Here is a 12,612-nt window from a genome sequence, read left to right on the forward strand (position 1 = left end):
CGCCGCAGTATAGACGTGTGTGGGACGGGGAGGGTCCGGTGGGCCTCCTCCTCCCATGCAGGGCGGGCGGGGAGGCTTCCTACGGGAGCGTGAAGAGGCTCCGGTACTGGGCCCACGTGGTCCGGTCCCCCGGCAGCCGGCCCTGCCAAAAGCGCACCATCAGGAAGAGCTCGTACGCGACGAGCAACGCCAGCACCGCGCTCACGGCCTTGCGGACCGCGGAGCGCTCCAGGTGCGCGAGGAAGCCCGCGAGGCCCAGCGCGAAGAACGCGCTGCCCTCGGTGAAGGCGCGGTGGCCGAAGCTCAGGCCATAGGGCCAGTGCCACCAGGCGGCCGTGAGGTAGACCTGGAAGAGGGAGAAGAGCAGCACCGGCAACAGGTAGTCGCGCAGGTGCTCCCGGTCCCGCGCGAAGCCCACCACCGCGAAGAGCCACACCGGCGTCCAGAAGAAGAGCCCCTTGCGGAGGCTGAAGAGGACGGCGAGGAACTGGGGTTGGGTGAACTCGAAGCCCTGGCCCCGGTAGGAGTACATCACCCAGCGGCCGGTGGCGTAGTGCCAGTATCCGAACAGGATGCTCAGCACCGCGCCCATCGCCAGCAGCGCCAGCGCGACGCCGCCCTTGTGCTTCCAGACGAACGCCAGCCGCTCCCGCTGCGTCAGGCCGTCATAGACGCCGTACAGCGGCACCAGCACGAGCGCCAGCCCGTTGGGGGGACGCACCAGCACGATGTAGCCCGCCACCGCGCCCAGCAGCAGCGACGTGCGCACCGTGGGCGCCCGGTACCACGCGGGCACCAGGAGGAGCAGCGCGGCGTAGAGGGCGAAGGAGTAGACGTGGCTGAAGATGGCGTCCGCGGTGCCGTAGTGGAACAGGTTGGTGCCGAAGGTGACGACGGTCAGGGTCGCCAGCACCACCCCGGCGGGGAAGAGTGCTTCCAGGGCCCTGCGCAGCAGCGTCAGTCCGATGAGCAGCGCGCACAGTCCGCTGAACGCCGCCGCGAAATGGTAGGGCAGCGAGAAGCCGTCCTGACGGAACCCCAGGAGCGGCGCGCTGAAGTGCGCGCCCAGGAAGGCGGGCAGCATCAGCAGGGCCTGCCCCGGAGGGAATCGGTTCAGGTAGCGGCCGGTGGTCTCATCCCGCGTGAGGCCCATGTTGTAGTCCAGGTCCGCGCCCCACTCGGCGGCCTCGGTGCGGAAGGACAGGTCGTGCTGGACGAAGGCGGCCGTGAGGTAGAGGTGGTAGCCGTATCCGTCTGACCGGATGAACGGAAGGTCCGGGTGCATCCGGTAGTAGGTGACCAGCGACAACAGCCCGAGGACCCCCACCACCGGAACGAAGAGCCTCAGCGCACGGTGGATCCACGTTCGCGCGGGCGGAGCGGACGAGGCCAGGGACGGGGTGGCGGAGGTCATGGCGCGGACTCTAGTCCCGGAGCCGCCCACGTCACGGATGGGTCAGGACGCCTTGAAGGTCTGGCTCCAGGTGGGGGCCACCTTCTCGATGAGCGTCACCAGCTCCGGCGGGATGTCTCCGGCGCCGGTGAGGGGGCGGACCTCCATCACGTCGTCGTTGCCCATGCCGCCTGGATAGCGGCGGGCCCATTCGATGGCCTCTTCCTTCGACTTCACCTCCAGCACGTAGAAGCCGCCGATGAGCTCCTTCGTCTCCGCGTAGGGGCCATCCTTCACGCTGGACTTGCCGTCCTTGAAGACGACGTGCGCGCCCGGGGAGGGGCTGAGGCCCTCGGAGGCGACCAGCACGCCGGCCTTGTGCATCTCCTCGTTGAACGTCATCTGCGCGATGAAGACGGCCTCGTCGAAGGGCGCGTCCGAGTGCGTGGGCTCGAGGGTGGAGGGGCGGGGGATGAGCATGAAGCGCATGGGGGCTCCTGGGTGTGAGGTGTGGCTCCATCCGCACGACGAACGGCCGTGCGGCGGATCGACACGGATATCTCACGAGCCGGTGCGCTTGACGCACAACCCCGGTCTCAGTTCGACCGGGCCATCTCCACGGCGTCCGCGCCCGCGGGCAGTCGGCTGGGGGACGACGGGTCGTTCACCGCGCGCCAGATGGCCTCCGCCACGTCGAGCGACCGGGTGACCGGTCCGGAGGCATGCGCCGTTCTTTGCTCGAAGATGCTCCGCACGAAGCCAGCGTACGCCTCGGGGACGGAGACGCCCTGGTCCTGCATCCGGGCCTGGGCGTTCTGGGAGAAGGGCGTCTCCGGGGACCGCCCCGGAATCACCAGGCTCACCCGCACATTGAAGGGCTGGAGCTCCAGCGCGAGCGACTCGGTGAACGCGTTGAGCGCCGCCTTGCTCGCGGTGTACACGGCGAGCAGTGGGAGCGGCTTGAACGTCGTGCCCGACGAGACGTTCACGATGACCCCCGACTGCTGCTGCCTGAAGTGAGGCAGGAACGCCTGGGTCAAGGCCATGACCCCGAACGCGTTCGTCTCGAAGGTGTTGCGGACCGTCTCCATGGAGGTGCCTTCGAAGACGCCCATCAGGCCGACGCCCGCGTTGTTGACCAGCACGTCGATGGGGCCGGCGGCCTCCACCAGCTCGCGGATGCTCTGGGGCTGGGTGACGTCGAGCGGGAGCACGCGCAGGTGCTCGGAGCGGGGCAGCACGTCCTCGCGCGGCTTGCGCATCGTGGCGATGACCTTCCAGCCGTGCTCGAGGAAGTAGCGGGCGGTGTCGAGGCCGAATCCGGACGAGCATCCGGTGATCAGAATCGTCTTCATGGCGTCTCCTGGGCAGGTGTGGCTTCGGTGACAGGTATACGGACCGCCATCCGGACCTGCTACAACAGGGAGTCCAGATTTCATTCGCAGGAGTCCGGTCATGGTCGATCCCCTGGCGGAAGTGGTCACGCTGCTCCAGCCGGGCGCCCCGTTCTCGAAGCTCGTCAGTGGCGCGGGCCGGTGGCGGGTCCGGCGCGCGGAGAATGGGAGGCCCTTCTACTGCGCGGTCCTCATGGGGCGGAGCCGCCTCGCGGTGGACGGACGCGAGCCGGTCATCCTCGAGAAGGGCGACTTCGTCCTGATTCCCGCGGCGTTCGACTTCACGACGTCGAGCATCGAGCCGCCGAAGGGCAAGCACGAGACGCCTCGCATCGTGTTGCCCGATGGTGAAATCAGGAACGGCGTTCACCACGGCCCGCCCGATGTCCGGATGCTGGTGGGGTACTGCGCCTTCGCCTCTCCGGACGCGAGCCTGCTCGTTTCGCTCCTCCCCCAGTTCGTGCACGTTCGCGGCGAGCAGCGGCTCACCGCCCTCGTGGAACTCCTGCGGGACGAGTCGCGCGAACGGCGCCCCGCGCGCGAGGTCATCCTCGCCCGCCTCATGGAGGTGCTGCTCATCGAAGCGCTCCGCTCCACGGCGGGCATCGCGGCGTCTCCGGGCCTCTTGCGAGGGCTCTCCGACGAGCGCCTGTCCGTGTCCATCCGCCGGATGCACGAGCGCCCGACCCAGGCGTGGACCGTGGCGCAGCTGGCGAAGGAGGCCGCGCTGTCCCGTTCCGCGTTCTTCGAGCGCTTCAACCGCGCGATGGGCGTGGCCCCGATGGAGTACCTGCTCGGCTGGCGCATGGCCCTGGCGAAGGACCTGCTGCGGCGCAAGCAGGAGGTCACCGTCGCCGAGGTCGCGGAGCAGGTCGGCTACAGCTCCGCGAGCACCTTCAGCGTGGCCTTCACCCGCCACGTCGGACTGCCGCCCACGCATTACGCGCGGGAGCAGGCGGCGTCGTGACGCTCCTTCGCGGAGACCCACCGGGCGGTCAGGCCCCGGGCAGCCCACCCGGAGGGGCGCCGGACGCGGCCCCGCGAGTCGGACCCCGGTGGTAGAGCTGTCCCGCCATGGATGATCCCACCGACAGGGACCCGGACCGCCGCCGGGAACCTCGCAAACCGAAGCCGCCCCGGAAGGTGTCGCAGCGCTACCTGGAGAACGCGGCGCTGCACTACCTCAAGCGGTACGCGGCCACGGTGAGCCAGCTCAAGCGCGTGCTGATGCGCCGGGTGGACCGCTCCGTGAAGTTCCACGGCACCGACCGCGCGGAGGCCGTGGGCTGGGTGGACGCGCTGGCGGAGAAGCTCATCCGCAACGGCCTCGTCAACGACCGGACCTACGCGGAGACGCGCGTGCACTCGCTGCGCGCATCCGGCCGCAGCGCCCGCGTCATCACCCAGAAGCTGCGCATGAAGGGCGTGGCGCCGGAGCTGGTGCAGGAGAAGCTGGCGGAGGCCACCCAGGACGTGCCCGAGGACGCCGCCGCCCGCATCTGGGCGCGCAAGAAGCGGCTGGGCCCCTTCCGGCGCGACCCGAGCACGCGCGTGGAGAACCGCAAGAAGGACCTGGCGGCGCTCGCCCGCGCGGGCTTCTCCTTCACCATCGCGAAGCGTGTCATCGACGGGACGGCGGAAGACCTGCCGCCCCGCGACTGACGGCGCTGGGGCTCAGTACATCTTCAGGTCGTACTTCGCGGTGGGCGTGTAGTCGGACCCCGACGGCCGGTTGCGCGTGTCGGTGATCTTCACCGCGTAGACGCCGTTCGCCACGACGTTCGCCGTCGCGCGGTAGACGAAGCAGGACGGGGTGATTTGCGAGCAGACGGTGCTCGACGTGCTGCCCACGAGCGCGCCCAGCGTGCGGGTGGCGTAGTTGTACGCGTAGATGTCGATGCGCATCCACGGGCCGTTGCGCAGGTTGTAGGTCTCCACCGTCATCACCTGGTTGATGGGCGTGGCCACCAACACCCAGTCCACGTCGTTCTGACGGTGGAAGGAGTGGTTGAGCTGCGGCGTGCCCAGGTACGAGGACGCGGAGGTGTGCGTGTTGTCGCTCTCGAACGAATCCGGAGGCGCCAGCAGGCAGTTGGCGGGAGGGCTGAAGCCGTCATTGACGCAGACGTTGCCCACGCAGTTGCAGCCGGAGGCGCAGTCCGAACCCGTGGAGCAGACGCGCACGGGCGCCTGGTCACAGTAGCCGTCGGGCGGCGGCGGACCGAAGACGGAGATGCACTGGCCGCTGCTGCAGCCACAGCCGGAGGCGCAGTCGAGATCCGTGGAGCAGCTCCGCAGCTCCGACTCCTGCGTCGCCAGCGCCTCCGGCTCCAGCGCCGCCTCCTCCACGCTCCCGCAGCCCACGACGAACAGCGCCAGCGCCGCCGCACTCCAACGAAGCATCTTCACGGGGTCTCCTCGGGTGGGAATCCCAGAAAGGGGCGCGGGAGCGCGCCGCCTGAAGGGAAATCCCTGTTTCACCCGCAGTGAATTCTGCCTTCCTGGGATTGGCCTGACAATCATTATCAAGTGCTACAATTTCGGGATTCTTGAGACCTCGGAAAGTGCGTTGAATAGACGCGTTTTCGGGCCGCACGGAGCGTCTGGGAATACACTGAACGCCGCGGATTTGTGATGGCATTGCTACTTTCCGGCGCGAGCATTCTCCATGGAGCGCTGGCCACCCAGGCCACGGCCGCTCGCCCCGAAAACACAGCGGCCCGGCGCCCTTCCCGCGTGGTGGAAGGACACCGGGCCGCGAAGCCCTGCTGTCTGGCGGCTTCGACTACTCCTGGAGGTGCGTGACGGTCAGCGCCGGGTCGCCGGCGATCTCCGCCTCCGTGTAGCGACGGTCCACCCACTGCTTCTGGGAGAACATCGCCGTCTGGTCCGCGTACCAGGGCGAGGCCGGGTTGGTGGACTGGGAGTAGGTGAGCACGGACTTCGCCACGGGGCCCGCGTCCGTGAAGGACACGGCCATGACGAAGCTGGAGCCCAGGACGGGCTCATACGTGCCGTCCGGCAGCAGCTGGTTGGCGATCTGGTTGAAGCAGCCCTCGTCGTGGGCGCAGCCGTGCACCGGGTAGAAGATGCCGTTCTTGCGCTTGCCCTGCACGGAGCCCGTCGTCGCGTCCAGGGCGATGCCGCGCTCGCGCAGCGTGCGGATGGCGGTGCCCAGCGCCTGGGCCACCTGCGGGTTCAGGGTGTTGAGCGTGCGCGGCGTGTTGACGGGGTCGTTCGCGTTGAAGGGCACCAGGTACGGCCCTCCGGTGGCGCCCACCGCGGTGAAGAGGAACACGCGCCAGAGCAGCTCGCCCCGGCTGTCCAGGTCGCCCTTCAAATCCCACGCGGCCAGCACGGGGCAGGCGGGGCGCAGGTCCTCGAAGGTGAGGTCCGGCATCAGCACGAAGGGCGTGCGGCGGCACAGCGACACCGCGGCGTCGCGCAGCAGCTCGCCGGAGTAGTTGCGGTTGTTGAACATCACCGTCTGGAGCTGCTCCAGCGTGAAGCCCTGGCCCGCCAGTCCGTCCGTGCCCGCGATGCGGCCCTGCACCATCTTCAGGCCCAGGCGCGTGCGCAGGCTGCGCACGTTCTTCTCGCCGCCCAGGATGCGCGGGAAGCCGGTGAGCGGCTGGGCGGGGTTGGGCAGCCAGTAGCTGTCATTGGAGTTGGTGACGTAGTCGGCGCGGGTGAGGCGCGGCAGGCTGCCCGGGCCGAAGATGCCCGGCTCCACCGCGTCCGCGTCGCTGCCCAACGCGCAGTCGGAGCGCGAGCCGTCCAGCACCGGCAGCCCCGCGCTCGCGAGCACCAGCAGCGGGATGGGGGACAGCACGCAGCGCAAGAGCTTCGCGTCGGTGACGTGCGGCACCACGCTCATGTCCGCGTAGTACGCGCGGCCCTGCGCATCCGTGGCGATGGTGTTCACCCACGGAATGCCCTGCCAGGTGGCCTGCGCCGTGTGCAGTTCCTCCACGTTCGCCGCGCGGTCCATGGCGAAGAAGGCGTCCAGCAGGCGCAGGTTGGAGGCGTTGGCGTCATGGAACGCGTAGCCGGTGAGGCCGTTCCACGTCATCAGGCCGGACGGGTACTCCATCATCGGGCCCAGGTGCGAACGGTAGAAGGTGTGCTGCCGCGGCGTGAGCGAGCCGTCCGCCGCCTTCGCCTGCACCGTGACGGTGCGGGTGGTCATGTCGCGAATCTGGCCGTCGTACAGGTACTTCGTGGGGAAGCCCGGGATGAGCTTCAGCTCGAAGGGGGTGAAGCGGTACGCGGTGGAGACGGTGTGGCTCCAGGCCAGCGTCTCGTTGTGGCCGATGAGGATGGCGGGCACGCCCAGCAGGCTCACGCCGGAGACGTTGAGCTTGCCCGGCACCGTGAGGTGGGCCTCGTAGAAGCGCTCCGAGCCTTCCCAGGGGAAGTGGGGGTTGGCCAGCAGCATGCCCTTGCCGTTGCGCGTGGCCTGGCTGCCCAGGCCGAAGGCGTTGCTGCCCAGGCCCAGCGTCTCGGAGCTGGGGAACACCTTGCGGTCCAGCGTGGCGGGCGCGGGCAGCGGCAGGGGCAGCGTGCCGTCCGGCAGCAGGGACGGGGGCTTCGCGTCCACCAGCGCGTCCAGGAAGAAGAGCGAGCTGGCGAAGAGGCTGAGCTGGTAGTAGCGCCGGTACAGGTCGCGCTCGGTGATGGGGCGCACCCAGGCCGCGCCCTTGCAGCGCGGATCCGTCAGCCCGTCCACGCCGGTCTCCGCCAGGTAGCGGTTGAGGCCCGCGGTGTAGCCGCGCACCAGCTCGCGCGCGTCCTGGGACGGACCCAGGGGCGGCGGCTTCGCCAGCAGCGCCTCCACCGTGCCGTCGTCGTTGATGGCCTGGTAGAAGAAGTCGCTCTTCAGGTTGTTGTACTGGCTGCCCAGCGCGGCCAGGTACGTACCGTCCGGCCCGAAGTAGCGCGAGCGCTCGGCGTTCACCGTCACCAGCGCATCCATCAACGCGCAGAAGTTGTCCTGCGCGAACGCGTAGCCGTAGCCGTAGCCCACGCCCGCGAAGTCGTCCGCCAGCACGTGGGGAATGCCGTGCGCCGTCCTGCGCACGGTGGCGGAGAGGCTGCCCGCTCCCAGCTTCATCTCCGCCGTGGAGCCTTCCGGCGCCGGAGGCGTCGCGGTGCGCGGCTCACACCCGGTGGCCAGCAGCAGCGCCGTCAGCGGCAGCAGCCGGGCGCCGCCGGTCCTTCCGTTACGTCCATCCATTCGAGGGATTCCTTTCACGGCGAGGAGAAATTCCCTTCTAATTGTAGAAACGCATCACTCCTGGATCGCGCCGGGCCGCGAGGCGGGCGGAATTCCGTGTTTACGTGTATGGCTCGCGGACGGGAGCCCGGGGTGCCGGTCATGGCGCGCGGGCCCGGTGTTTCACGAAAGGAAACCAGCACATGAAACGGATGTTCGCGGGCGCGCTCGTCGTCGCGGCGTTGGGGACCCTGGGGTGTGGTGGGGCGAAGGCCTCCGGGCAGGGCGCGGAGGTCGGGACGGCGCGGCAGTCGCTGGAGGATCTGCGCGCGGGCTTGAGGGCGGCGGACCAGGCCATGTCGGACGCGGCGGAGAAGGCCGGTTCGGCGCAGGCGTTCGCGGACTTCGTCGCGGACGACGCGGTGCTGCTGGTGGACGGCACGTACGCGCCGAAGGGCAAGGAGGCCATCCGCGCGTGGCTGGCCGCGCATCCGCTGGAGGCGGAGGGCAAGGTGCGCTGGGCGCCCGTGCGCTGGGACGTCAGCGCGGACGGGACGCTGGGGTACTCGGTGGGCAACGTGTCCGTGGAGTCGGGCGGCACGTCGGTGCGGCCGTCCTCGCGCTACATCACCGCGTGGAAGCGCCAGCCGGACGGGCAGTGGCGCGTGGCGGTGGCGGTGCTCAACGCCGCCAAGACGGCGATGACGGCGCCCGCGGGCTTCACGCCTTCGTCCACGCTGCCGGCGCCGGAGCCGCGCGCGCTTGCGCCCGCGCAGGCGCTGGAGGAGGCGAAGGCCGCGGACCGCGCGTTCTCCGCCATGTCCACGTCCGAGGGCATGGGCAAGGCCTTCGCCGCCTACGCCGCGGAGGACGTGGTGATGCCGCTCGGATCCGCCGGCATCTTCGGCCATGACGCCATCGCGAAGGCGTACGCGCCGTTCACGCTGGAGGCCATCGACCTGCGCTGGGAGCCGGTGCTGGGAGACGCGGCGTGCTCCGGCGACCTCGCGTACACGGTGGGCCGTGCCATCGCCACGGGCAAGGACGAGAAGGGCCAGCCGGAGGTGGACCACGTGAAGTACCTCACCGTCTGGCGCCGGCAGGCCGACGGCCAGTGGCGCTACGTCACCGACGGCGGCAACTCCAGCCCCGGCCCGCAGGGGCCGTGACACATCGCCGTGATTGGCCCCTCGGCGTGAATGTTTCAGCAATATCCCGTCAATAGCTGAAATAGCCGTTTAGTCTTGTATTCAGGACTGACGCGCCGCAAGAAGGGAGCTCCCCCGTGGTGAGGAGTTCCCTTTCATGCGTACCCCTCGTTCCGTGCGTCGGTTGTCGCTGTCGTTCGTTCCGCTGTTCGCGCTCGCGGCCTGTGGTGGCCCGGCCGAGCCCGTCGCCCCTGAAGCTCCAGCACTCACCGCTCAGGAGGCCGCGCTCACCGAACTGCTCACCAACGGCACCTTCAACGCCGGCACGGTGGCGCCGTGGTGGAACAACGCCAGCACGCAGTCGTATGTCGAGAGCGGCAAGTGGCGCGTGGACGTGGCTGCGAACACGGCGAACCCGTGGGACGCCATCGTGGGACAGAGTGGCCTGACGCTCACCGCCGGGAAGACGTACACGCTGGCGTTCACCGCCACCGCCACGGCGACCATCACCGCGCAAGCGACCGTGCAGCAGGAGGTGGCGCCGTACACGGCCACGCTCACGCGGACCTTTACGCTGGATGGCACGTCGCGCCGGTTCTCCTTCCCCTTCACGTCCTCGTTCTCGTCCGGCCAGGGGCAGGTGACGTTCCAACTGGGCGGCCGAGCCAACGCCGTCACCGTGCGGCTGGATGACATCTCGCTCACCACCGAGAGCGGTACCGGCTCCGGCCCGGTGGCGATGACCAACGGCTTCTACGTGGACCCCAACTCCAACCCCGCGGTGTGGGCGCGCAACAACAGTGGAGACGGCCGCGCGTCGCGCATCAACGCGTCCATCGCCTCGAAGCCGATGGCTCGCTGGTTCGGCAACTGGAACGGCAACATCGCCCAGGATGTGTCCAACTTCGTGGCCGCGGCGGACGCGGCGGACAAGCTGCCCGTGCTGGTGGCCTACAACATCCCCGGCCGTGACTGCGGCAGCCACTCCGGCGGTGGTGCGGGCAGCGCGGACGCGTACCGCACCTGGATCTCCGCCTTCGCGACGGCCATCGGCAACCGGCCGGCGGTGGTCATCGTGGAGCCGGACGCCGTCGCGCAGCTCGACTGCCTCCCCAACGACGCGGAGCGCACCACGCGACTCGGCCTCATTCGCTACGCCTCCGAGCAGCTGCGCGACCGTGCGCCCAACACCTGGACGTACCTGGACGGTGGCAACGCGAGCTGGATCGCCGCCGACACCATGGCGCAGCGGCTGGAGTCCGCGGGCGTGCGCAACGTGCGCGGCTTCTCCCTCAACGTCTCCAACTTCTACCCGACCGCTCAGTCCACCACGTACGGCAACGCGGTGAACGCCGCGCTGAACAGCCGCTACGGCTACACGCGGCAGTACACCATCGACACCAGCCGCAACGGCAACGGCTCCAACGGTGAGTGGTGCAACCCCGGTGGCCGCAAGCTGGGCGTGACGTCGCAGACGGGCGGCGGCGCGGAGCTGCTCCTGTGGGTGAAGACGCCGGGGGACTCGGATGGCCAGTGCGGCATCGCCCCGGGCACGCCCGCCGGACAGTTCAGCCCGGACCTGGCGAACCGCCTCATCGACGGCACCTGAGCCCCACGCACGCCTTTCGATAGGACCGACGACATGACTCGGAATCCACGATGGCCGCGGAGCCTGGTGGTTGGCGTGCTGGTGGGCGAGCCCCTGTAGTCCTCACGACGTGAAAACGCCTTCCCCGGCGCGAGGCTGGGGAAGGCGTTGGGTGAAGCCGGGAGATGCAGGGGGCTCTCCCCCCTTCAGGTCGGACCCAGCGTCATGAGTACCTCGGCAACACCGTCCGCGTGCTGCGGGTTCTCCTGGGCCACCGTGCGGAAGCCACACTTCTCGAGGACGCGGATCGACCCGACGTTGTGGACAGCGACCCACGCATGGAGCGGACGAATCGGCTCAAGCCCGAGGAACTCCGAGAGCGCCCGTGTCGCGATGCCCTTGCCCCAGTGCTCGCGACCCATCCAATAGGCGATGAGGCGCTTGCCGTCCTGTTCCCAACTGCCGATGTACCCAGCGACCAGGCCGCCAACGACGATGGTGCGGGTCACGTTCTCGGGGCGGAGAACCTTCGTGCGCCAGTGGGTCAGGAAGGCATCGCGTTCCCGCGACGGGAATGCGGCCATGCGCAGCGCGACTGCGTCGCGTTGGTGCTCGAAGATGATCGGGAGGTCTTCATCTGTAACGTTGCGCAGGATCACCAAGAGAGCCGGTCTCCGCAGGTTAGCTGGACTCGCCCACGCTCAGGCGCCGGCTGGCTCCGCCGTTGCCCTTGCCCAGGGGCTGGGTGCGCTCCAGGTTGGCTTGGGCCAGGGCCTCGCGCTGCTCGGTCGTCTTCGCGGTGCCGTCCTTCTGGACGGTCATCACGCCGCCGCTGCCGTGCTGCTCCTGCGCCTGGGAGATGCTCTTCTTCAGGTCGCTGGCCTTCACCCAGTAGGCGCCGTTGACGGGGTCGCGCACGCGGTAGAGGTCGTCGTCCGTGCTCTTGCTCTTGCCCGGGTTCACGCCGTCGATGGTGAGCCAGTGCAGCTCGCCGCTGTCCGGGCCCTTCTCGCCGTCCGCCAGCGTCGTGTTGAGCAGGGCGTTGGAGTCCACCAGCGCCAGGGCCATCTGCCCGTTCTTCAGCGCGCCGCTCAGCGCGTCCGTGTTGCACTCGTCGAAGCCGTTGGTGACCTTGATGCCCATGCTGCCCAGCATGGCGCCCATCTCGTCCGCGGTCGCGCCGTCATCCAGGTTCACGTCCACGCGGTCCTTCACGGACGTGGTCATCGTGTCCGCCTTGTTGCGGACCTTCTCGCGGGCCTCCTGCTGCGTCAGCGGGGCCGCCTCTTCGGCGCTGGACTGCTCCAGGTAGGTGAGGGTGGCCTCCGCGCAGCCCTTCTTGCTCGTCTGCGCTACGGTCGTCTGCGGCGCGTTCCAGCCCTGCTCCTTCTGGGCCTGCGTCGCTTCGTTGGTGGGGATGGCGCTGGCGGCCGGATCCGTGCCCGGAGGCGGGGGGGCGGCCAGGGACGGCATGCCCATCTTCTGGGCGCGCTCCTCCTCGAAGGAGTCCAGGTAGCGGCCTTCCGCGGGGTTGAGCGCCTTGGCGTCCGGAGCGTCCGGCAGGGGCTCCTTCACGGACTGGGCGGCCGCCGCCATGTCAGCGCGGGCCTGCTCCGCGGCCTGGCGGATGCGGGCCATGACCGAATCGAGCTTGGAGCCAATTCCGAGAGCCATCGACGTCTCCTGTCGCGTCTGGGTCTTTTTCCTCCCGCATTATCCGCGCAGGACTTTGGAGGTTGCTTCCGGATCACGGCTTTTGAGGGAAGCGCTTGATTTCAGACGCAACCGGGCAGGCGGCCGGGCCGAGAAACATGGAATCCTGGAGTGAGGGGTACACTGGACCCATGGCGAACCGGCATGACAGGGACGACGGG

11 protein-coding genes are annotated in these 12,612 nt (G+C 69.2%); 4 read left to right on the forward strand and 7 right to left on the reverse strand.

Translation table 11 applies throughout. The features are described from left to right. Positions 1 to 79 precede the first annotated feature (79 nt). The 3 genes from D7Y15_RS38335 to D7Y15_RS38345 all read right to left on the reverse strand — a co-directional run bounded on the left by D7Y15_RS38335 (position 80) and on the right by D7Y15_RS38345 (position 2,748). Complete coding sequence (locus D7Y15_RS38335) at positions 80 to 1,414, reverse strand: hypothetical protein (RefSeq protein WP_121755663.1); 1,335 nt, start codon at positions 1,412 to 1,414, stop codon at positions 80 to 82. Positions 1,415 to 1,456: 42 nt separating this feature from the next. Next, positions 1,457 to 1,882, reverse strand: a complete 426-nt coding sequence (locus tag D7Y15_RS38340; RefSeq protein WP_121755664.1) for a YciI family protein — start codon at positions 1,880 to 1,882, stop codon at positions 1,457 to 1,459. A 107-nt stretch (positions 1,883 to 1,989) separates the two neighbouring features. Then, the gene (locus tag D7Y15_RS38345; protein ID WP_121755665.1) at positions 1,990 to 2,748 is read right to left on the reverse strand and encodes an SDR family oxidoreductase; all 759 of its coding nucleotides are present in this window, start codon (positions 2,746 to 2,748) and stop codon (positions 1,990 to 1,992) included. A gap of 100 nt (positions 2,749 to 2,848) precedes the next feature. Between D7Y15_RS38345 and D7Y15_RS38350 the strand changes: the two genes are divergently transcribed. Both D7Y15_RS38350 and D7Y15_RS38355 read left to right on the forward strand, forming a co-directional pair. Beyond that, entirely contained in the window at positions 2,849 to 3,754 is a 906-nt protein-coding gene (locus tag D7Y15_RS38350) for an AraC family transcriptional regulator (protein WP_121755666.1), read from the forward strand. Positions 3,755 to 3,861: 107 nt separating this feature from the next. Further along, positions 3,862 to 4,449 carry a regulatory protein RecX gene (locus D7Y15_RS38355; protein ID WP_121755667.1) on the forward strand — a complete coding sequence of 196 codons (588 nt, stop codon included), beginning with the start codon at positions 3,862 to 3,864 and terminating at the stop codon, positions 4,447 to 4,449. A 12-nt stretch (positions 4,450 to 4,461) separates the two neighbouring features. Here D7Y15_RS38355 and D7Y15_RS38360 read toward each other — a convergent pair whose 3' ends face one another. Both D7Y15_RS38360 and D7Y15_RS38365 read right to left on the reverse strand, forming a co-directional pair. Then, entirely contained in the window at positions 4,462 to 5,196 is a 735-nt protein-coding gene (locus tag D7Y15_RS38360) for a hypothetical protein (RefSeq protein ID WP_121755668.1), read from the reverse strand. Between the two features lie 376 nt (positions 5,197 to 5,572). After that, positions 5,573 to 8,023, reverse strand: coding sequence for an acylase (locus D7Y15_RS38365; protein WP_120580576.1), 2,451 nt, complete (start codon positions 8,021 to 8,023; stop codon positions 5,573 to 5,575). A gap of 182 nt (positions 8,024 to 8,205) precedes the next feature. Here D7Y15_RS38365 and D7Y15_RS38370 point away from each other — a divergent pair, with 182 nt between their 5' ends. Together D7Y15_RS38370 and D7Y15_RS38375 are read left to right on the forward strand one after the other, a co-directional pair. Next, positions 8,206 to 9,171, forward strand: a complete 966-nt coding sequence (locus tag D7Y15_RS38370; protein WP_121755669.1) for a DUF4440 domain-containing protein — start codon at positions 8,206 to 8,208, stop codon at positions 9,169 to 9,171. Between the two features lie 136 nt (positions 9,172 to 9,307). Next, positions 9,308 to 10,759, forward strand: a complete 1,452-nt coding sequence (locus D7Y15_RS38375) for a glycoside hydrolase family 6 protein (protein ID WP_121755670.1) — start codon at positions 9,308 to 9,310, stop codon at positions 10,757 to 10,759. A gap of 185 nt (positions 10,760 to 10,944) precedes the next feature. On the opposite strand, the gene D7Y15_RS38380 is transcribed toward D7Y15_RS38375, so the two are convergent. Together D7Y15_RS38380 and D7Y15_RS38385 are read right to left on the reverse strand one after the other, a co-directional pair. Next, positions 10,945 to 11,397, reverse strand: a complete 453-nt coding sequence (locus D7Y15_RS38380; RefSeq protein WP_121755672.1) for a GNAT family N-acetyltransferase — start codon at positions 11,395 to 11,397, stop codon at positions 10,945 to 10,947. Positions 11,398 to 11,419: 22 nt separating this feature from the next. Then, positions 11,420 to 12,412 carry a hypothetical protein gene (locus D7Y15_RS38385; RefSeq protein WP_121755671.1) on the reverse strand — a complete coding sequence of 331 codons (993 nt, stop codon included), beginning with the start codon at positions 12,410 to 12,412 and terminating at the stop codon, positions 11,420 to 11,422. Positions 12,413 to 12,612: the final 200 nt, after the last annotated feature.

This window comes from Corallococcus sp. AB030 (assembly GCF_003668965.1).
Lineage (GTDB): Bacteria > Myxococcota > Myxococcia > Myxococcales > Myxococcaceae > Corallococcus > Corallococcus exiguus.